The following is an 18,158-nucleotide window of genomic DNA, read 5'->3' as shown; positions in this document are numbered from 1 at the left end:
AAACCAGGCTGTGAACAGCTGGCGTTTTGATTTTAATTACAATCGCCGCCAATCCGCCAAGGCCTGTTCCAGCCGCGCCCAGTCCTGTTCGCCGCTAGGCAGGCCAAAGCGCAAGCTGGGCAGGGACTCGAAATAACGGCTCAAGATGCCGCGCCCCGCCAGATGGCGATGCAAGGGCAGGCTGGCCTCGCCGGGAACCCACTGGAACAGTTCGCAGCCGCCGGCCGGGGCGAGCCTGTGCCGCTCCAGACAGTCTCGCAGCCGCGCGCTATCGCGCAGCAGCTGGCTCCTCATGGATTGCTGCCACGCGGTGTCGCCAAGCGCCAGCGTCACCGCTTCGCGCGCCGGACCCGCCATGGCCCAAGGCCCCAGTTCCTCGGCCAGCGCTTGAAGCAGCGCCGCCTGGGCGAACACGAAACCGGCGCGGGCGCCGGCCAGGCCGAAGAATTTGCCGACCGAGCGCAGCACGATCAGGCCCGGCTTGCCGATATGGGGGAGCATGCTGTCCCGCGGCGACGCATCCAGAAACGCTTCGTCGACCAGCAGCCAGCCGCCGCGTTCCGCCAGCCTTTGCCGCCAGTCTTCCAGCAAAGCCGGTTCAAAACGGTCTCCGGTGGGGTTGTTGGGGTTGCAGATTTGAACCACGTCCAGCTGATCAATATTCGCGGCCAGCCCGTCCGGCGTGAACCGTTCCACGCTGTGTCCGCGCCTTTGCCACTGGTAGGGGTGTTCGGCGTAGCACAAGGTCAACATGCCGACGCGGCAGGGCGCTCGCAGCCGCGGCAGCACCTGGATGGCGGGTTGAGAACCGGCCACCGGCAGCAGTTGCTCGCAACCGTAATATTCCGCCGCCGCCGCTTCCAGCCCGTCGTGGTCCTGCGGCAGCCGCAGCCAGCCGTCGGCGGACAGCGGCGGCACTGGCCAGCCATTGGGGTTGACGCCGGTGGACAGGTCCAGCCAATCCCCAGGCGGAATACCGTATTCAGCGGCCGCGCGCAGCAGGCCGCCTCCGTGTTCAAGCATGCATGACTCCAATCAAAACAGCCCACAATAGGGAAAGACCAGCCCATAACCATGCGCCGCGGCTGACCAAGCGCACCGCGCGGCCGATGTCCTGATGGGTGGGCGCGGGGCCGCAGCCCAAGGGCGGGCGCTCCTTCCACTGGCCATGGTAGCGCGCGCCGCCGCCAAGGGAGACGCCCAGCGCGCCGGCGCCGGCCGCCATCACGGGGCCGGCGTTGGGACTGTACCAAGTGGGCGCCTGCGTTCTCCAGCAGCGCCAGCCGCTTGCCGCGTGGCCCAGCAACAGATAGGTGAGGGCGGTCAGCCGCGCCGGGACATAGTTCAACACATCGTCAAGGCGGGCGGCGGCCCAGCCAAAATGCAAATAGCGCGCGTTCTTATAGCCCCACATCGCATCCAGCGTGTTGGACAGCCGGTACAGCACCGCCCCGGGCGCGCCCAGCAGCAGAAACCAGAACAGCGCGGCAAAGACCGCGTCGCAGCCATTTTCCAGCACCGACTCAATGGTGGCGCGGGCGATTCCGGCCTCATCCAGCTCGCTCGTGTCGCGGCTGACAATCCAGCCCACCCGTTCACGGGCCAAGGCGAGATCGCCGTCGGCCAGCGCCTGTCTGACCACCTCCGCATGCTGAGCCAAGCTCCTGGCGCCCACCGCCAGGTAGAGCAGAACAAGCGGGACAATGGCTGACAGCAGCGGCAGCCGGGCCAGCAGCCAGGCCGCCAGCGTCAGAGGCAGGATCAAGAGTGAAACGGAGAGGGCGCCGCGCAGACGCATGCGCCAGCGGGGCTCGGCATCGGGCGAGGAGGGGTAGCCAAGGCGCTCAACGGCCCGGGTCAGCCTACCGAAGCCGACCAATGGATGCCACCGCCGCGGCTCGCCCAGCAGGCGGTCCAGCAACAGCGCTAGCGGTAGAAACAATGCGGAATTCAACACACAACCTTATATAATGGCCGACCGCCGCTTGGAGGCATCCAATGCGCAAATTTTTAGGGTTCGGGATGGCCGGAATGAATCAAGCCGCCATTCTAAGCCTTGTTCGCCATCTATGTGCAGGGGGAATGCCATGGCCAAGACCATCATGATTCAGGGCGCCACGTCCGATGCCGGCAAGAGCGCGCTGGCCACCGGCTTGTGCCGGCTGTTGGCGCGCCGTGGCGTGAGGGTGGCGCCGTTCAAGCCGCAGAACATGGCATTGAACAGCGCGGTGACGGTGGACGGCGGCGAGATCGGCCGCTCGCAGGCGGTGCAAGCGCAGGCCTGCGGGCTGGAGCCGCATACCGATATGAACCCGGTACTGTTGAAGCCCAACAGCCATACCGGTTCTCAGGTCATCATCCACGGGCGGGCGATAGGAAATATGGAGGCTCGCGGCTATCACGACTACAAACCGGTGGCGATGAAGGCGGTGCTGGCGTCCCACGCCAGGCTGGCGGCTCAATACCAGTGCATCATCGCCGAGGGCGCCGGCAGCCCGGCCGAGATCAATCTGCGCGACCGCGACATCGCCAATATGGGCTTCGCCGAGGCGGTGGACTGCCCGGTGATCCTGGTGGCCGACATCGAGCGCGGCGGCGTATTCGCCCACCTGGCCGGCACCTTGGCGCTGCTGTCGGAATCCGAGCGCGCCAGGGTGATCGGCCTGGTGATCAACCGCTTCCGCGGCGACCCCAGCCTGCTCAAGAGCGGCATCGATTGGCTGGAACGGCATACCGGCAAGCCCGTGCTGGGCGTGCTGCCGTATTTGCACGATTTGCACCTGGAGGCCGAGGACAGCATGGGCCTGGACAAGCCGGGCGGCGCGAGCGGCGCCGGCGACAAGCTGCGCGTCATCGCCCCGGCCGCGCCGCGGCTTAGCAATCACACCGACTTCGACCCCTTGCGTCTGCATCCGCAGGTGGAATTCACTCTGGTGCGCGCCGGCGCGCCCATCCCGCCGGCCGATCTGATCGTGCTACCCGGCAGTAAGAGCGTGTTGGCGGACCTGGCCTGGCTGCGGGCGCAGGGCTGGGAAGAAGCGATACGCCGCCATCTGCGCTACGGCGGCAAGGTGCTGGGCATTTGCGGCGGCCTGCAAATGCTGGGCCGCAAGCTCCACGATCCAGACGGGCTGGAAGGCGAACCGGGCAGCGGCGACGGACTGGGCTGGCTGGATATGGAAACCACGCTGGCGCCGGAAAAGCGACTGACGCGTGTGTGCGGCCGGCTGACCTTGGACCACGCCGAGGCCGCCGGCTACGAAATCCACATGGGCGTCAGCTCCGGCCCGGCGCTGCAGCGGCCGGCGCTGCATTTCAAGGACGGCGGCGCGGACGGCGCGCGCTCGGAAGATGATCAGATCCTGGCCACTTATCTGCACGGCGTCTTCGACGAGCCGGCCGCCTGCCAGGCCATCCTGCGCTGGGCCGGATTGCAAGACCCCGTGGCGCTGGATTACCCGGCGCTGCGCGAGACCAATATCGACAAGCTGGCGGACATGCTGGAACAGTTTTTGGACCTTGGGCCTATCATCAGCGGCTTGCCTAAAGGCGATTGAACCACTGAAGCCCAGGGGTGGGTTTCAGGTGGGTTCTGGCGCTACCTTGGTTTATCCTGATATTCGCATAATGGGACGTTATGCCCATTATGCATACTGGTTTTAGCGGTTGTAGATGCTCTTGAATCGTGCGCGCCTGCGAGCATCGTAATCGCTAGGAACAAAGCGGCAACGTTGCGCGAATGTCGCAAAAAAATGCTCTTGATGTATTCTTTTGCTACCGGGTCTTTCGTGTTTTCATAGTCCAAACAAGCCTTTACTTCTCTTGCGTCCAATCCTAGTACGTCCGCTATCACGTATCCTGCAACGGGTGGCGGCTGTCTTATCCCTTTCATTATGTCCCCCATCTTATGCGTATCAATTAGTAGCAATTTTGCAACTTGATGATTCGACGTAAGTCCTTGTTTTTCCTTTATTTCTTCAACGTAATCTTTGAATGTCTTCATGTCGTTATCCTAAAATTTCTTGACTCGGACCCAGTATGGGTCCAGCCTTCGTTCTGTGCAGACCCATTGTGGGTCCGCAGTTGTTCTTGACAGATCATTTTATCAGCGTTGCAGCCCGCCAGCTGCACCGATATTCCAACGTGCTAGAGGTTCTCAAATGGCTGAACAACCGACTTCCAAACCGTCTCTTTCGGCAAATATGGCCGTGGTCATTGGCCGTATCAAAGCTGTCCGCAAGTCCGATGATTTCGTTCACACAGAAGTGATACAGCCTGCCCCGGATGAATACAGCATGCCGGGGGTCGTAGAGGTTCGCTCTCGCAAGCGCCTGGGCGACATCGGACAAGATGTTCACATCAAGGTTCAGTGTACCGGCTACTACGGCAAGCCGTTTGACAGCAAAGACAAGGTGACTGGCGAGATCGTTAAGAAGCGCGCCGTCATCAATGTCTTCTCGGCTATCGAGGATTAACGATGGCTCATAGTCACACCGCCTCGGCCCGGAAGGGGCTTGTCCCCACGGGCCAGGGGGGTGAGCTATGAGCCGCTGTGTCATCGAGGGCCAGAACAACACATTGATTTTCACGTCGGATTCGCCTTCCGCGTGTCAGGGCTATCTCTTGTTATCGCCTCAAGAGGTGGCTTCTATGCAGTCAGTCTTCGTTCCTTTGTCGATCTCGGATGGTGTAGCTATTTCTACCGCGATTATAGGTCTGTGGGCTGCTGCTTGGTTGTGGGCGACTGTTAACAATTTTGTTTATTCACCTTCTGGAGATAACTCATGAAACTGAAACGCTTCAACACATTCCGCCGTTTCGCTCTGCCTTTTCTGCTCGCTTCCGCCTCGGTGCCGGCTTTCGCTGCTGATGGTGGTTCGATCGATGTTTCCACGACCGTGGCCCTCATCGCTGGCGGTGTCGCAATTATTGCTGCTGTTGGTGGTGCCAAGATGGGGCTGAATGGCGTTTTGGTCCTCTGGGGCTATGTTAAGTCCGCGTTGGCTCGCACCTAATTAGCGTTACATAACGCTAATTCGTGCCCTGTTTGGGCTTCCTGGGGGGCTTCGGCCCCCGTTTTTTTGGGGTGAATCAATGTGGCGGGCTATTTCGTTCTTATTGCTTTCCTGGGTGCTTTTTGGATTCTATTCACCCGCCGCTAATGCGGAAACAATTCCGGCTCCTACCCGTAGCCATTCATATTGGTGGGTTGCTGGTGGCGTTTGTAATTCTGACGATGCTGTTGCAAATGCTCCTGCTTGTCAGCAGAAAAGCCCTTCTTCTGCTTGTTCTTATTTCGGCTCCGGAGTTAGACAAAGTTTTCCCGACTTTGCTGTATGCGATAACGGTCGTGTTATCTCTCCAATTACAGATACATATCGTGGCGATTGCCCTCTGGGATATACACCCGAGTTAAACGGCGCTCAATGTTATCGCCCTGACCCGCCAAAGCCTGACTTACCAAAAGAATGCCCCCCGCCTGACCTGATGGCCATTACTTGTAATGCGCTGGCGGGTAAATATCAGCAAAAGGGCATGATTAACCCGACCATGGGCCCGGGTTGTGATACGAGTGGCGGCAATAGTCAAATGCAGCAATGTGGTGCTGGGTGCGGCATGACAACGCGCCAGGTTGTGACGCCTACTGCAGCATATTTGGCTCATGTTTATACCGGCGCTTATTGCAAACCCGATGGCACCTTGGCTGATGGCTCATACATTAAAACGCCCCCCAAAAATAGGGTTTGTCCAGAGGGTCAGGTATATGGCGAAGTCAATGACGTGCCGACTTGCCTGAATAGCCGACAGGAACCCGGTAAACAGGCTCCAGAAACGACTTCCCCTGGTTCATGCCCTAAAGGCTCGGTCAGTATTGTTGATGTTGGCACTGGAAAGCCCATAGGGTGCGTTGATCCTGCTGATAATGGTGCTAAAAATCCTTGCCCTGACGGCACTTACAAAGTTACTCAGGGTGGTATGACGACATGTCAAGGTACGCCTGATAAACCCGCTCCTTCTTCTACTCCTGGTTCTGGCGGTTCTTCTGGTCATTCTGGCGGGCCCAAGCCCGGTGGTGATAAGCCTGGGAAGGGCGATTCCAGCAGTCCTGGGGGCACAACTCCAGGTAAAGGCGATAGCTCTAGCCCTGCGCCTGATAAGCCGTCTGATAAGCCTTGCGATGAACAGTTTCCCGCCGGTTTGAAATGGGTTTGCGGCCTAGGTGATGGGTTGTCCGGCCCTGAGGGCAATCAAGGCCCAACTACTGAAAACGGCGGCGACATTTCCGGCATGTTAGATACGTCTGATTTCTTCGGCGGTGGTTCTTGCCCGGCTCCTCATGTCTTATCAGTCAATGTCGGGTTTTCTGTTTGGAATTGGAATGTTGAATATGATCCGCTTTGCCGTTTCATTCTCATGATGCGCCCAGGTGTTATAGCGGTTTCTATGCTCACAGCGCTTTTCATTATCTTTAAGAGGGGCTAATTATGCCGGCCTGGTTAATTCCTATTATATGGGGCGTTATAACGGCTCTTCTTAACTCTGTGATTGCTAGGGTTGTTACCGCCCTAGGGATTGGTTCTGTGAGCTTCATGGGGGCAACTTTTATTCTTGGCAAAGTGAAAGTTGCTCTTTCTTCGATCGTTTCTGGCATGGGTGCTGATGCCCTTAATATTCTTGGAATGTCTGGCGTAGGCGTTGGCATTTCTGTTGTTCTCAGTGCTTTCGCAATTCGCATGACGCTTGACGGTGTTGATAAAGCTGGCAATTTCGCTGTCACGAAATTCAGCGGCTTTGGTGGGGGCAAATAATGCTTTACTTGGTAACTGCTGTTCCTGGTTCTGGCAAAACGCTTTTCCTTTTGAATTGGCTTAAATCTAAGGCTGAAAAGGAAAACAGGCAGGTTTATTACTACAACATTCCGCTTACTCAAAAGGGTAAAGAGATTACCCAGTGGATTGAAATTGATGATCCGCACCGTTGGCCGGAATTGCTTCCTGGTTCTTACCTTGTCATTGATGAATGCCAAGAGCCTTTTCCTGTTCGTAGGTCGGGCAAAGAAACGCCTCGGTCTGTTGAGCTCCTTGCAAAGCATCGGCATAAAGGCGTGGACATTGTATTTATCACTCAGCACCCAACGCTTGTAGACTCATTTATTCGCCGCTTAATTGGCACTCACATACACCTTGTTAGACAGTTTGGCGCTGAACGCTCAACGGTTTTGACATGGCAGGAGGGTTGCCAGGAAAATCCCAACGCTAAGACTGCTCAAAAAACTTGCTTGGATCGCAAGACTTTTGTTTTTCCGAAAGAGGTTTATTCTTGGTATAAGTCTAGTGAAATGCATACCCATAAGTTTCAAATGCCACTTCGTTTGAAGCAAATGTTATTTATGATTGTTTTCTCTATTCTTGCTGTTGTTACTGCCTCTTACTTTATTTATCGAAATCTATATGCAAAACCCAAAGAGCAGGCCGATGCTATGGCCAAGCATGAAACATCCGCTCCGGCTGCATCCGCTGCAAGTCCTACGCTTAGTCCTACGGTTGCTACGAATAATCAACAGGGGAGGGTGATTAAGACTGCTGCTACTTTCTTGAATGATCGTCAGCCGCGCGTTCCTGGTATGCCAGATTCAGCCCCAGCATACGACGAATTAACGCAACCCAGGACTTTCCCGAAAGTCACAGCTTGCATTGCCTCTAAGCTGAAATGCTCTTGCTTTAATCAGCAAGGAAGTCCTATAGAGATGGAAGAGTACCGCTGTCGTTACTACGTCGATAAAGGTTGGTTTGATCCGTATCTTTCGCCTAATGAGCAGCATGAGCGCAGAGAGATGGCTTCGACTCAGGTCACGAATAAACCTGTTGAATTAGCCTCTACCCAGCCTCAGCCCGCTGTAAAAGATTTCGGCACGAAAGACAATTTCCCACGTTCATTTAAATAAGGATTCATAAAATGTCACTCACTCTAGGCGTTGCTGTAGCTCATTTAAAAGCTTCCGGACTTAAAGCCAATAGCATGCAAGTGCTTCAATATATTGCCGCTTATAATGCAGCCATGGAGTTTTACAAGATACAGGTAAGTGAAAAGAACGATCTTTACCAAGCCCCTGAAATTGAACCAAGCCAACTGGACAATACAAATGAGTAAAGTTGCATTTATCCTTTTGCTTATTATTTGCTTGGCTATTATTTTTTATGCCATGTATGAAGGCATTAAAAGACTAATAAATCATCTGTAAATTTGAACGAAAATCATTAGCCAAGATCGACCCGACCCCCTTCTTGCAGACATTCCATAGCTCCCTCACTCGCTCGCTACCGTAGCCCCGCGCTCGCGCGCCCCTAGGGGCCCCGCTGTGGCGTTTTGTGCCACAGATGGGGGTAGGGGGACTAGGCCGCCAGCGAGCGGCCGTAGTAGGGCGTCTATGCCTGCTTGCATCGGACCCATAGTGGGTCCATAATCTTTTTGTCATTCAAAATGAAAAACCCCCAGTTCTGCGCCAACAGAGACTGGGGGGTGTTGCGAACACGACAGATACAGGCTGCCATGCACACCGAAACTATATACCCGGAAGGTCCGATTTCCAAGCCTCTTAGTCGTAAGGACGCGAAGCGTCCGCATGGGCTTGTCTTATATTCAACAAGTGCGACGCATGAGCAGCGCTTTTTTGACGCTCATGCTAGCCGCCTCAAACGCATGAAAAGGACGGTGATCACATCGGCCCGCATTCATGCCCAACACGTCTCTGCGAATGGCTTCAGGAAGCCCAAAGCGGCAATGCTGACTCTCACATACCGTCCAGACGCCGATTACAGCCCTCGTCACGTTTCCGATCTGCTTGATCGCGTGCGCAAGTGGCTCAAGCGTCGCGGCTGCCACCAGTTGCGGTATGTGTGGGTTCTGGAGCTGACAAAGGCCGGCAAGCCGCATTATCACGTAGTGTTCTTCCTGCCTCGCGGCCTGACGCTGCCTAAGCCCGATAAGCAAGGCTGGTGGCCGCATGGCTCAACGCGGATTGAATGGGCGCGCACTGCTGTTGGTTACTTGTCTAAGTACGCGAGCAAGGGCGGGGACGATAGCATGTTGCCTCCGGGTGCAAGGCTCTACGGCGCCGGGGGCTTTACGGATGATCAGCGCGAAGAGCGGGCTTACATATTGGCGCCTGGCTGGGTTCGTGCTGTTTGGGATAGTAAAGACTACATGGTACGCCGTGCGGTCGGCGGTGGCTGGATCAGTATGCTTACGGGTGTTTGGATGGCTTCGCCGTTTATCGTCCAGTTCGATGGCAAGCGTAGAGGCGTTACGGTAACGCCAATGGATGTAAAGACCTTCGTTTCAGTCGCTCACGATACTTGGCGTGAAGACATCGGTTTGCGTGACTTCGTTCGTGAGTGTATCGAGGCTGGCGGTAAGGTTGTTCAACTTGGTCATAAACAAGTGTGCGGGTCACTCCGTAGCCCTATGTTTGGAGATGACCCGGACACGCCGGAATATTGGCAAAAGCTTGGCCGCTTGTACTGCAAAGCGATTGAAGCGATGGGCCGCGATGATCTGCGCTTTCATGAGTCGCAGCTTGATCGAGAGTGGGCCTCTTTTTTTTCTGCGTCGCAGTTCGCATAATGTATATTATGTCAAATTTTGGAAACATACGACGCAGGGTATACAGGCTGCTCCAACGGTTCAATTCCCTGACTTTCCATCGTTGTGGGTTCGAGCAACAACTGTCCGCAGCAAAATGAAACGCAATCTACCGTGGTGTGAGTTCCCGTGCAGCCCTGATGACTTGATCAGGGCTGTTTGTTTTCGTGACGTAACGGAAATTGCCGCTGAGACTGGCTCACAAAGCGTCGACAGTGCTAGGTAAGCAGTTCGGTTCATTCTGGACGATGGCCAAGCGCTCATTTGTCCAGCGACTGGCGAGCGCATCAACTACGAAGAAGTCGCCCTAATGCGGGACTATCGTTGGGCCAAGCGCCTTGCCGTACAACAAGCGGAGCTGATCGAACGGCTCATGATTGAACGGGACTTCTACCGCGAGAACTGCCACCGTTAGGCCGCTATGCGGCCCGAAGGCGGCGCGACGCCAACAGGTTGCAACGCCCTACTACGCTCGGCCAAGGCCGAGCTAGTCCCCCTACCCCTTCCTGGATAAGAACGCCCAGGCGGGGCCCCTAGGGGCGCGCGAGCGCGGGGCTGGCCATGGGCGATCGCTCTACACGGTTTTTACTGTCTGCAAAAGAGCCGGGGGCGTGGCTTCCCTAAATTTTCGTTACGGTGACGAATAAGACGAATTTGCAGACAGAGTTTATTCGTATAGCATCATCGTTAACGTAACGTGATGAGAAAAAGCATGACAACAATCGTCATCATCTTCATCTTGATGGCTATCGCAGCTATAGCGATGAGTGGCGCGAAGAAAAGCAAAGCACCCAAGCGCTCATTCAACGATGTAACAATCCCAAGGAAGTTCGGCTCAGCGAGGTTCAAAATCAAAGGGAAAACTCTGCTCACACAGCGTGAGCAAGAGTGCTTTAACCGCCTGACAAAAAGCCTTTCCCCTGACTTCCTCGTTTTTCCTCAAGTAGCCTTTAGCCAGATTATCGACACTGAAGGGGGAAGCAAATTCGACAACGAAGGGCTGCGCAGAACAATGAGCCAGAAGGTAGCTGACTTCGTGATCTGCAAGACAGACCTCACAATGATCGCGATCATCGAGCTTGATGACAGGTCGCACATTGGGAAAGAGGATAAAGACAGGCAAAGAGATTCGATCATCAGGCAGATAGGACTCATGCCGCTACGGATCCCAAGAACACCCCCTCAAAGAACACTGGACGAGTACGCTAACGTGCTTAGAAAAATGCACCCCAAGGAAGAAAGGACGCTTGAGCGTGCTTGAATACTTTATGTGGAGAGGTGCTGTGATGAAACGGTTAGGTGCCGCCATAGCATTAGCTTGCACTGTGTCACAGGCCGGGGTAATCGAGTGCACAGACAAAAATGGTAGAAGCGTGCTGACAAACGAGGCCACTTGCCCTGCAGGAGCAACATTCAAGCGCCAAATGAAAAATGGTGACGAGCCCCTAAGGACGTCCCCGCCGGCGCCCAGGCCTGTGCAACGACCGAACTTGCAAGCCGGCGTACTGGAGTGCTACGTGGGAGACTCTCAAATCATGTACACGACAGCACAATTTTGTCCGCCTGGAACACGCTTCAAGGGCATCAACTTCAATACACGTGATCCAAGCATCGCTGTCATGCAACGGCGGCAAAACGCGCCAGTTATCCAGGCCAAGCGGAGCTGTGAGACGCTTAAGCAGCTAAGAAACTACTACGATCGAATGCTTGAGCCAGGAATGAACAAAGAGCCGGACACAATGCAAAAGCTCAGAGATGTACAAAAAGAGATGTACAAAAAGAGATGTACAAAAAGAGATGTACAAAAAGAGATGTACAAAAAGAGATGTACAAAAAGAGATGTATGAGAATGGTTGCAGGATCTGAAGCCAGGACGAAGTAAAGAGGAAAAAGCCCAGGGACAGACCTGGGCTTTTTTACGTGTGGAGTTTTCGTTCCAAGACGTTCACGTGACTGGAAGGGGAATGCTCTAGTCTGCTGTGATGTAGTAGGTCTCTGGCGTGTCTATTATTTTTTCATCAATTGCTGAGATGAGGCCTACCTTTATAGCCTCTTGCGGGGTAAATGTCACCTTGTTTGATTCGCTATAAAGAATATCATTAATTTTTTGGCTGTCCAACGACGTACATTTTTTATAGGCGGTTTTGAACACGTTATTGAATCGTTCATTTTCCTTGACTAGTTGTTTGAGGGTATCGGGCCTTAGTTCGCCTTTATATTCGATAAAAGACGGGTGTAAGTAGATACTGGCTTCGCGCAAAGCTCTCCTATCTTTCGCCGCACATAACATTAACGTTGCCGATGAGCCCACTGTGGTCATGGCAACAGTTGTGACAGTTTTTTTTGAGCTTCGAATAGCTGCGGCTGCCATCAAACCGGAGTCCATGTCGCCGCCATAGCTGTTTATATAAATATTTATCCGGTCAACATGATCGTTGGCGTTGGCGTCGTCGATTGCTTTTGTCAGTTCGCTGACGGACGAAGTTTTCATGTCGCCGCTATAGAATATTTTGGCGTGTCTGACGGTGTTATCCGCGGAGGCTGCTGTACCAATAAGTGAAAAAGCTAAAATTCCAATTTTTTTTAGCATGCTTCATCTCCTGTCTTTTTAGGCCGTTGGTAGTAATGTAGTCCTTCACTTCACCGTCACCGCAGCTCGGTCACGTGACAGATCTGGTGTGACTCATCCAGAATCTGTCACACCAAGAGGGTCACGTGACTGCCCGGGAAGGTGTCGCGGCCAGCAAGTCACAGTGACGATCTTGGTAACAGCCAACCGCAGTTGGTCACAACGTGACTGAGCTCGAACGAATGACGCCGACAGAGTCACGTTTACGCTGCTGGCGCTTACGACAAGCTGGCTTTGCTAAACGTGCCCTACCCTCAACTTCACGGCCACAACCGCACTGACACACACGAACATCATCAGAACCACGCAGTGACAAAATGCCGGAGGCCATCATCCTGGCCATATCAACCGGCACACCATTCCCGACAGCACGGTAACGCGCGCCAAGAGTAAACGCCGGTAAATCTATGCCATCGCGCAAGCCTTGCAACTGACAGAAGCGAAGCCAATCACGCTTACCCAGTTGTGAGCCTTCGCTTGCAGTACAACACGGCTCAACGTCAGTACGAACAGGAAGACGCTTCACGGTAAGTACAAGGCCGTCACAGTGGCCGAACTGAAAATGCCGCAACCGATTCTGCTGCAAACCGCATTCCGATGCGTTGATATCAATGCGCTGGTGACTGTAGCCCGGCAACACCATGTCCGGTACACCGGCAACATTTTCCATGAGCCACCAGGTCGGGCGGGCCTCAAGCACAACGCGACGGAACTCGGCAAGCATTTCAAGGCCGTAGCCGGACGGCTCAGAGCGGCGGGCTTTGCTGAAATCAGGGCACGGCGGACCACCGATGACACCATCAAAACGACCAGCAACAACCCTAAATTGCCGGATGTCATTGCCATAAATGAGGTCAGGTCCACGAACAACCGAGAAGCCCTCAGCTTCAAATCCTCGGCCCAGAAGATCAACGCCAGGAAAAAGGCTCAAGACGAGCTGTGACGGAGCTGCTGGCAAAGCTACCTGGTCAGTCACAAGTACCCCAAAACAGTAAAAACGTGATGGTTCAGTGTGACTCTCCTGGTGTGACTTGTCCAGAGTGAGTCACGATCAAGAAGTCACAGCTTACTGAAAGTCCAGCTATTTACCTTTTAACCCGTCAAAGAGCCACCATCATGGAGATCTTGCTTTACTCCATCCCCGGCAGCAGATACCGCAGCGCCCATGTTTGGAGATGCAACGGCTACTGATTTGGTTTGTGGCGGCCGTGGCGAGTCGCAATAGGCATAAACTTGACGATAACCAAGCTGTCGGAAGAGCCGCGCAGGAGCAGCTTTGAAGACTGACCCACTCTGGGTTGTCAATCAGGTCGCCGGTTTCCATGTCCCTGCCCGACTTCCCGACCACACCCGAATCCATGAGCGGCAAAGTCGGCTCGACTTCCCCGGTCTCGGGGTTAAGTCGACCCGGGTGCAGCGGCGAGATCGAGGTGTAATCGATGAAAGCGGACAGGCTGGCCGAGAAGCGAAGACAAAGCCGGTACGACAGACAAAAACGAAGGGCTTGGACTTTGTCGTCTAGCCAATGCATGACCGGTGTGCGGACGATGGACGACTTCGCCTGCATCATGGTCGCCAAAATTTTGGGTATTGACGGCATGATCGTCATCGCCGCGGCACAGATGGCACGCGAGAAAAATCAAGCACGTAAGGACGTTGGGGAAGACCTGCGAAAAAAGATGGGCGCCCGCGCCCTGGGCGGGCTGGCGGCGGAGGCGATGCGGATGGGGAGTCTAAGTGCTGACAATGCTAGTGCGCCACATTTGATGTCAAATGCATTATTAAAGCGTTGTTGCAACACGCCATTTGTATATTGCGTCAAATAAAGGAAGCTAGGGAAAAGCTCTCCAAGTTCTTCACCGCCTTCATCGTCAAGCCCTCTCCGCCAGAACCTGCCATCTCACCGTGCCGCCCAACTGGTCGTTTTGCGTCTGATCGGCGTCGATGCCGATCCCGTTCACCGGCTGAGGCACCAGGGTCTGCACCATTTGGTAGCCCCGTTGCGGGATCTCCGGCACGCTGCTGCAAGATTGCCAGTAATGCTGGAAAGGCAATTCATACAACTGCGCTCCGCTCAATCCCGCGTCGGACCCCACATACAAGCCTGGCGCGTAGCCCGCGGCGGACACCGCTTCAAACCATTGCGAACAATAGTCGGCCACATCCTGCGCCGCCGTCCCGTCCGCCACGCCTTCCAGATCGCACCAGATGTTCACGCCGGGCAATAATCCGACCGTTTTCGCATGCGCGGCCGTGTTCTGGCCGTCGCTTTTGCCCATGGCCGCATTCGGCGACCAGCCGGGCTCTCTCACATGTTGCACGGCCATCAAGGCCAGGCCCGCTTCAAGAACATCCTGCGCTTCGCTTGCGGACAGGTCTGAGACGTACTCATCGGACCCTAGCGTGAGATAACGAACGCAAAACTGGTAGCCGGAGGCGGCGAACTGCCGGGCAAGCTCCAGGGACAGCGGCGTATCGGCGTCAAAGCCATGCGCGCCGGCCGGAGCGGCTTCAACGCAGACTCCGCTTGGACTGTAAGAGGCGTTCATCTTCTTGGTCTCACGCAAAAAACAACACTCATCAGCATAAGCCAGGCGGCGTCTTGCGCAGTGGCCATTGGGATGGTTGCGTCCTGGAATGACTATGTTTCGTTTTGACGCTTGGTCGCGGGCTTGTGAAAACAATCCGGCGGCGGGTTGCCCTTGATGGCGGCGCTGTAGATTTTTCTGGCCAGCGCGAAATCGGACTCGCCGTAACGCGATGGGTCAGCTTTCAGCGCCTGCTCCAACATATTGGTCAGGTGGGCCCATTCCTTATCATTTAACGTTACAGTGACGGTATTTGCCCGGTACTTTCGTTGCCGTTCCGCCCCGGACATTGCAAGGCCGGTACTAGGACGGCCGCGCTTCCTGGCTGCGGCGGCTTCGCCTTGTCGCTGTTCTTCCTTCATTGCCCGCCCTCCTCTGCCCGTTTGTGCCTGTTGGTCCAAGTTAATTATGCGTCACTGTGACGTAAATTCAAAATTATCGTCACCGTAACGCAAATTATGCTCTTGGAGGCTAGGCCACTTGGCGCTTTTGCCCGTTACTTCGCCCGGTATGCATAATTAATTCAATGAATATATGGTATTGAGATGCTATTTTTTTTGTTTTTGGATTAAAATTTGGAATAAAGTAAATATGTGACAGGTATTTGCATGGCATTTTATTTGTCGAGTTCGCCCTCTCGGGCGATAACCAGCAACACTGGCTGCGCGCAGCCGGAAGCAACGATCTAAATGACCAACAAAAACATAAAACTACATAATCAACGGCTGCCCCAGCACCTGCTGCGGGCCAGGGAATCGGTGATGGCATACTTCCGCCCGATCCTCAACCGTTACGGGGTGACAGAGCAACAGTGGCGCATTCTGCGAGTGCTGGAGGACTTTGGAGATCAGGAGGCCGGCGTTATCGCGGACCGGGCTTGTATCCTGCCGCCAAGCCTGACCGGCATCCTGGTCCGCATGGAAAAAGCGGGGCTGATCCATCGTCAGCGCGACCATGTGGACAGCCGACGTCTGATCATTTCAATGTCGCGGGACGGCCGTGACCTGATTCAACAGATCTCCCCGCTGGCGGAAGACTGTTATCGCCAGATAGAAAGCCATTTGGGCCAGGAAAAGCTGAGCCAGTTGCTGGGCTTGCTGGATGACCTGGAGAAGCTGCCGGCGCCGCGCGCCGGTTGATCAGAACGCCGGGCCCTGGGCGGGTTCCGCCTCGGGCTCGGGCAACCTCGCCGCCGGATCTTGGCGGTAGAACAAGACAAGCTGCTCGTACAGCTCCGGGCTGTCCAACTTGAGTTGGTGCGGCAGCTCGAAAAAAGCTTCGCTCAACACGGCGAAGAACTCGGCCGGGTTCTCCGCCGCGTACGGGTCCAGCCAGCCGGGGTCGATGCCGCGGTCCAGCATGCGGCACAACAGGCGATAGCCCCGGGACCAGACGCGGCTCCATTGCGCCTGTTGCATGCCCTTGTGCAAGGGCGGCGAACCGTTGGCCGGGCCGTTGAGCATGTCCAGCTTGTGCGCCACTTCGTGAATTACCACGTTCCAGCCGTCCAGCTGCTCGGAAGCGCGCGCGTCCGGCAGCGACAACACCACCGGGCCGTCCTGACGGGCCTGGCCTATCAGCACGCTCTCGCTTTCATGCTGCAGGCCTATGCCATCCATCCAGATGTCGCGCGCGACAAACGGCGACGGGTACAGCACCACGTCGTTCCAGCCGCTCAGGGCGGCTTTGCCCAGATTCATGGCGGGCAGCGCCATTTGCAGGGCCACGCTGGCGCATGAGCGGGCGCTTAAGCGCACCCCGTCTTGGCCGGAGAAGCTTTTGCTGCGCAAAACCCAGGCCGCCAGTTCGATCAGGCGCGATAGCTCCGCCTCGTTCAGCCCGGCCAGCAGCGGCATGCGCGCGGCCTGCTCTCGCAGCGCGGCCATCGTTTCCGGAGCGGTTTTGCCGGATAGCGCGCGGCGAATCCACTCAATCACCATGAACTCTCGTCCCGTTTTATCGTCTCTCATACTCTGAGGGCGATTTCGCGCATTTCAATGCGCGTCCCATCCGATCCGTCGCAAGACGTCAACATTCCGCTTTCGCTGCGCCGGCTCAGGCTGGCGCGTCAGTCAAAATCAAAAATAAACGGGGGAATTATCATGAGCCTGCCTTGGCAAACGCTGGCGCTCAATCCTTTGGCGGCATTCGGCGTGCTGTTGTCGCTGGGCGTGATTGGCGGCCAGATCGCCGTGCGGGTGGCGCGTCTGCCCGCCATCGTCGGTTATGTGCTGACCGGCTTGCTGATTGGTCCGCACAGCCTGCGGCTATTGGACGAGCAACTATTGCAGCAAGCGTCCATCTTCGTGCACCTGGCCTTGGGCATTGCGCTGTTTGAGGCCGGGCGCCGTGTGGATTTGCGCTGGCTGCGGGTGGAACGCACCTTGTTGCTGACCACCTTGTTCTATTGCCTGCTGACCTTGCTTGGCCTGTTCGCCGCCTTGCAGCTGTTCGGCCTGGGTCTGGCGGCCAGCCTGATGCTGGCCGCGCTGGGCGTGGCCACTTCGCCGGTGGTCACGCTGGAGATTGTGCGGGAGTCTAACGCGGACGGCCAGGTCAGCGAACGCCTGCTGGTGGCCACGGCATTGTCCAATCTGCTGGCCCTGCCCTGCTTCGCGCTGGCCTTGTCCTATGGTCATCTGTCCGGCAACAACGGCGTGGAAAGCGGCATTCTGCTGCCGGGCTGGCTGACCTTGGCCTCCTGTGCGCTGGGCCTGTTGGCCGGTCTCGCGGCGATCCAGCTTAATCGCTGGCTGGGCGGCCGGCAGCGGGAATCGCAGAAAGTCATGCTGTTCGGTTTGATCGCGCTGGTGGTCGGCGTGGCGGACATGCTGCAGGTCTTGCCGTCCCTGGCCTTGCTCACGGCCGGCCTGGCCACGCGCAACCTCAAGCACGGCCATACCGTGACCGAACGCGGCATCATGTCGTCCGCCCATATCTTTACCGTGGCGTTCTTCGTGGCCGCCGGCGCGCAACTGGCGCCGCAGTCGCTGGCGCAATTCTGGCCGGTGGCCCTGGCCTGCCTGCTGCTGCGCACCGGCTTCGCCGTGTTGATCTGGTGGCTGGCGGCCGGCGCCAATGGCCTGCCCAAGCGCCACGGCGCCTGCCTGGGCCTGGCGCTGAACTCCTGGTCCGGCGGCACTTCGCTGTTGATGAGCTTGGGCGCGATTTCCCTGGGCGCCGCCGCGGGAAACTTCAGCGGAGTGATGATGGCCATCTTGGTGATCAATGAATTGTGCGCGCCGGTGCTGACCCGCCTGGCCTTGAAGCTGGCCGGCGAAACCCGGCCGCAGGAGTGA

At 56.2% G+C, this 18,158-nt stretch carries 21 protein-coding genes; 13 read left to right on the top strand and 8 right to left on the bottom strand.

What is annotated here, in order from left to right:
* Positions 1-36: 36 nt before the first annotated feature.
* Positions 37-1,023, bottom strand: coding sequence for a threonine-phosphate decarboxylase CobD (gene cobD, locus JC616_RS11535; protein ID WP_227108394.1), 987 nt, complete (start codon positions 1,021-1,023; stop codon positions 37-39).
* Complete coding sequence (gene cbiB, locus JC616_RS11530) at positions 1,016-1,942, bottom strand: adenosylcobinamide-phosphate synthase CbiB (RefSeq protein WP_227108392.1); 927 nt, start codon at positions 1,940-1,942, stop codon at positions 1,016-1,018. The genes cobD and cbiB overlap by 8 nt, the downstream gene beginning before the upstream one ends.
* Before the next feature lie 145 nt (positions 1,943-2,087).
* Between cbiB and JC616_RS11525 the strand changes: the two genes are divergently transcribed.
* Positions 2,088-3,557 carry a cobyric acid synthase gene (locus JC616_RS11525; protein WP_227108390.1) on the top strand — a complete coding sequence of 490 codons (1,470 nt, stop codon included), beginning with the start codon at positions 2,088-2,090 and terminating at the stop codon, positions 3,555-3,557.
* A gap of 41 nt (positions 3,558-3,598) precedes the next feature.
* Here the strand turns inward: JC616_RS11525 and JC616_RS11520 are convergent, their stop codons facing one another.
* Positions 3,599-4,003, bottom strand: a complete 405-nt coding sequence (locus JC616_RS11520) for a hypothetical protein (RefSeq protein WP_227108389.1) — start codon at positions 4,001-4,003, stop codon at positions 3,599-3,601.
* Positions 4,004-4,160: 157 nt separating this feature from the next.
* Between JC616_RS11520 and JC616_RS11515 the strand changes: the two genes are divergently transcribed.
* From JC616_RS11515 to JC616_RS11470, 9 genes are all read left to right on the top strand, one after another.
* Positions 4,161-4,475: a hypothetical protein gene (locus tag JC616_RS11515; RefSeq protein WP_081549412.1), complete on the top strand. Its 315-nt coding sequence runs from the start codon at positions 4,161-4,163 to the stop codon at positions 4,473-4,475.
* Positions 4,476-4,784: 309 nt separating this feature from the next.
* The gene (locus JC616_RS11510) at positions 4,785-5,015 is read left to right on the top strand and encodes a major capsid protein (RefSeq protein ID WP_227108387.1); all 231 of its coding nucleotides are present in this window, start codon (positions 4,785-4,787) and stop codon (positions 5,013-5,015) included.
* Between the two features lie 79 nt (positions 5,016-5,094).
* Positions 5,095-6,483: a virulence factor TspB C-terminal domain-related protein gene (locus JC616_RS11505; protein ID WP_227108385.1), complete on the top strand. Its 1,389-nt coding sequence runs from the start codon at positions 5,095-5,097 to the stop codon at positions 6,481-6,483.
* 2 nt (positions 6,484-6,485) lie between these two features.
* Positions 6,486-6,809 (top strand): DUF2523 domain-containing protein, encoded by a 324-nt coding sequence (locus JC616_RS11500; RefSeq protein WP_227108383.1) that lies wholly within the window; start codon positions 6,486-6,488, stop codon positions 6,807-6,809.
* Entirely contained in the window at positions 6,809-7,945 is a 1,137-nt protein-coding gene (locus tag JC616_RS11495) for a zonular occludens toxin domain-containing protein (protein ID WP_227108381.1), read from the top strand. The genes JC616_RS11500 and JC616_RS11495 overlap by 1 nt, the downstream gene beginning before the upstream one ends.
* A gap of 11 nt (positions 7,946-7,956) precedes the next feature.
* The gene (locus tag JC616_RS11490; protein WP_227108380.1) at positions 7,957-8,151 is read left to right on the top strand and encodes a hypothetical protein; all 195 of its coding nucleotides are present in this window, start codon (positions 7,957-7,959) and stop codon (positions 8,149-8,151) included.
* A 399-nt stretch (positions 8,152-8,550) separates the two neighbouring features.
* Positions 8,551-9,624 carry a rolling circle replication-associated protein gene (locus tag JC616_RS11485; protein ID WP_227108378.1) on the top strand — a complete coding sequence of 358 codons (1,074 nt, stop codon included), beginning with the start codon at positions 8,551-8,553 and terminating at the stop codon, positions 9,622-9,624.
* 730 nt (positions 9,625-10,354) lie between these two features.
* Complete coding sequence (locus tag JC616_RS11480) at positions 10,355-10,903, top strand: DUF2726 domain-containing protein (RefSeq protein WP_227108376.1); 549 nt, start codon at positions 10,355-10,357, stop codon at positions 10,901-10,903.
* Between the two features lie 274 nt (positions 10,904-11,177).
* Positions 11,178-11,489 carry a hypothetical protein gene (locus JC616_RS11470; protein WP_227108625.1) on the top strand — a complete coding sequence of 104 codons (312 nt, stop codon included), beginning with the start codon at positions 11,178-11,180 and terminating at the stop codon, positions 11,487-11,489.
* A 122-nt stretch (positions 11,490-11,611) separates the two neighbouring features.
* On the opposite strand, the gene JC616_RS11465 is transcribed toward JC616_RS11470, so the two are convergent.
* Positions 11,612-12,232 carry an ATP-dependent Clp protease proteolytic subunit gene (locus JC616_RS11465; RefSeq protein ID WP_227108374.1) on the bottom strand — a complete coding sequence of 207 codons (621 nt, stop codon included), beginning with the start codon at positions 12,230-12,232 and terminating at the stop codon, positions 11,612-11,614.
* Positions 12,233-12,428: 196 nt separating this feature from the next.
* On the bottom strand, positions 12,429-13,247 hold the full coding sequence (locus JC616_RS11460) for a DNA cytosine methyltransferase (protein ID WP_227108372.1): 819 nt from the start codon (positions 13,245-13,247) through the stop codon (positions 12,429-12,431).
* A 571-nt stretch (positions 13,248-13,818) separates the two neighbouring features.
* Here JC616_RS11460 and JC616_RS11455 point away from each other — a divergent pair.
* Positions 13,819-14,097 carry a hypothetical protein gene (locus tag JC616_RS11455; protein WP_227108370.1) on the top strand — a complete coding sequence of 93 codons (279 nt, stop codon included), beginning with the start codon at positions 13,819-13,821 and terminating at the stop codon, positions 14,095-14,097.
* A gap of 45 nt (positions 14,098-14,142) precedes the next feature.
* On the opposite strand, the gene JC616_RS11450 is transcribed toward JC616_RS11455, so the two are convergent.
* Positions 14,143-14,820, bottom strand: coding sequence for a DUF1906 domain-containing protein (locus JC616_RS11450; protein WP_227108368.1), 678 nt, complete (start codon positions 14,818-14,820; stop codon positions 14,143-14,145).
* Between the two features lie 92 nt (positions 14,821-14,912).
* On the bottom strand, positions 14,913-15,221 hold the full coding sequence (locus JC616_RS11445) for a hypothetical protein (protein WP_227108366.1): 309 nt from the start codon (positions 15,219-15,221) through the stop codon (positions 14,913-14,915).
* 327 nt (positions 15,222-15,548) lie between these two features.
* Between JC616_RS11445 and hpaR the strand changes: the two genes are divergently transcribed.
* A complete protein-coding gene (gene hpaR, locus JC616_RS11440) occupies positions 15,549-15,998 on the top strand; it encodes a homoprotocatechuate degradation operon regulator HpaR (protein ID WP_227108364.1) in 450 nt (149 codons plus the stop codon).
* Here the strand turns inward: hpaR and JC616_RS11435 are convergent, their stop codons facing one another.
* On the bottom strand, positions 15,999-16,799 hold the full coding sequence (locus tag JC616_RS11435; RefSeq protein ID WP_227108362.1) for a M90 family metallopeptidase: 801 nt from the start codon (positions 16,797-16,799) through the stop codon (positions 15,999-16,001).
* A 162-nt stretch (positions 16,800-16,961) separates the two neighbouring features.
* Between JC616_RS11435 and JC616_RS11430 the strand changes: the two genes are divergently transcribed.
* Positions 16,962-18,158, top strand: a complete 1,197-nt coding sequence (locus JC616_RS11430; protein WP_227108360.1) for a cation:proton antiporter — start codon at positions 16,962-16,964, stop codon at positions 18,156-18,158.

Origin of the sequence: Chromobacterium rhizoryzae, from assembly GCF_020544465.1 — a bacterium.
Classification (GTDB): domain Bacteria; phylum Pseudomonadota; class Gammaproteobacteria; order Burkholderiales; family Chromobacteriaceae; genus Chromobacterium.
Note: the sequence above shows the minus strand (reverse complement) of the source record. Positions and strands in the feature narration are given on the sequence as shown.

What these genes read in the sequence shown, in the direction of transcription:
- cobD (WP_227108394.1), bottom strand. Translation starts at nt 1,023, where the DNA reads ATGCTTGAACACGGAGGCGGCCTGCTGCGCGCGGCCGCTGAATACGGT.
- JC616_RS11525 (WP_227108390.1), top strand. Translation starts at nt 2,088, where the DNA reads ATGGCCAAGACCATCATGATTCAGGGCGCCACGTCCGATGCCGGCAAG.
- JC616_RS11520 (WP_227108389.1), bottom strand. Translation starts at nt 4,003, where the DNA reads ATGAAGACATTCAAAGATTACGTTGAAGAAATAAAGGAAAAACAAGGA.
- JC616_RS11515 (WP_081549412.1), top strand. Translation starts at nt 4,161, where the DNA reads ATGGCTGAACAACCGACTTCCAAACCGTCTCTTTCGGCAAATATGGCC.
- JC616_RS11510 (WP_227108387.1), top strand. Translation starts at nt 4,785, where the DNA reads ATGAAACTGAAACGCTTCAACACATTCCGCCGTTTCGCTCTGCCTTTT.
- JC616_RS11505 (WP_227108385.1), top strand. Translation starts at nt 5,095, where the DNA reads ATGTGGCGGGCTATTTCGTTCTTATTGCTTTCCTGGGTGCTTTTTGGA.
- JC616_RS11500 (WP_227108383.1), top strand. Translation starts at nt 6,486, where the DNA reads ATGCCGGCCTGGTTAATTCCTATTATATGGGGCGTTATAACGGCTCTT.
- JC616_RS11495 (WP_227108381.1), top strand. Translation starts at nt 6,809, where the DNA reads ATGCTTTACTTGGTAACTGCTGTTCCTGGTTCTGGCAAAACGCTTTTC.
- JC616_RS11490 (WP_227108380.1), top strand. Translation starts at nt 7,957, where the DNA reads ATGTCACTCACTCTAGGCGTTGCTGTAGCTCATTTAAAAGCTTCCGGA.
- JC616_RS11485 (WP_227108378.1), top strand. Translation starts at nt 8,551, where the DNA reads ATGCACACCGAAACTATATACCCGGAAGGTCCGATTTCCAAGCCTCTT.
- JC616_RS11480 (WP_227108376.1), top strand. Translation starts at nt 10,355, where the DNA reads ATGACAACAATCGTCATCATCTTCATCTTGATGGCTATCGCAGCTATA.
- JC616_RS11470 (WP_227108625.1), top strand. Translation starts at nt 11,178, where the DNA reads ATGTACACGACAGCACAATTTTGTCCGCCTGGAACACGCTTCAAGGGC.
- JC616_RS11465 (WP_227108374.1), bottom strand. Translation starts at nt 12,232, where the DNA reads ATGCTAAAAAAAATTGGAATTTTAGCTTTTTCACTTATTGGTACAGCA.
- JC616_RS11455 (WP_227108370.1), top strand. Translation starts at nt 13,819, where the DNA reads ATGGACGACTTCGCCTGCATCATGGTCGCCAAAATTTTGGGTATTGAC.
- JC616_RS11450 (WP_227108368.1), bottom strand. Translation starts at nt 14,820, where the DNA reads ATGAACGCCTCTTACAGTCCAAGCGGAGTCTGCGTTGAAGCCGCTCCG.
- JC616_RS11445 (WP_227108366.1), bottom strand. Translation starts at nt 15,221, where the DNA reads ATGAAGGAAGAACAGCGACAAGGCGAAGCCGCCGCAGCCAGGAAGCGC.
- hpaR (WP_227108364.1), top strand. Translation starts at nt 15,549, where the DNA reads ATGACCAACAAAAACATAAAACTACATAATCAACGGCTGCCCCAGCAC.
- JC616_RS11435 (WP_227108362.1), bottom strand. Translation starts at nt 16,799, where the DNA reads ATGGTGATTGAGTGGATTCGCCGCGCGCTATCCGGCAAAACCGCTCCG.
- JC616_RS11430 (WP_227108360.1), top strand. Translation starts at nt 16,962, where the DNA reads ATGAGCCTGCCTTGGCAAACGCTGGCGCTCAATCCTTTGGCGGCATTC.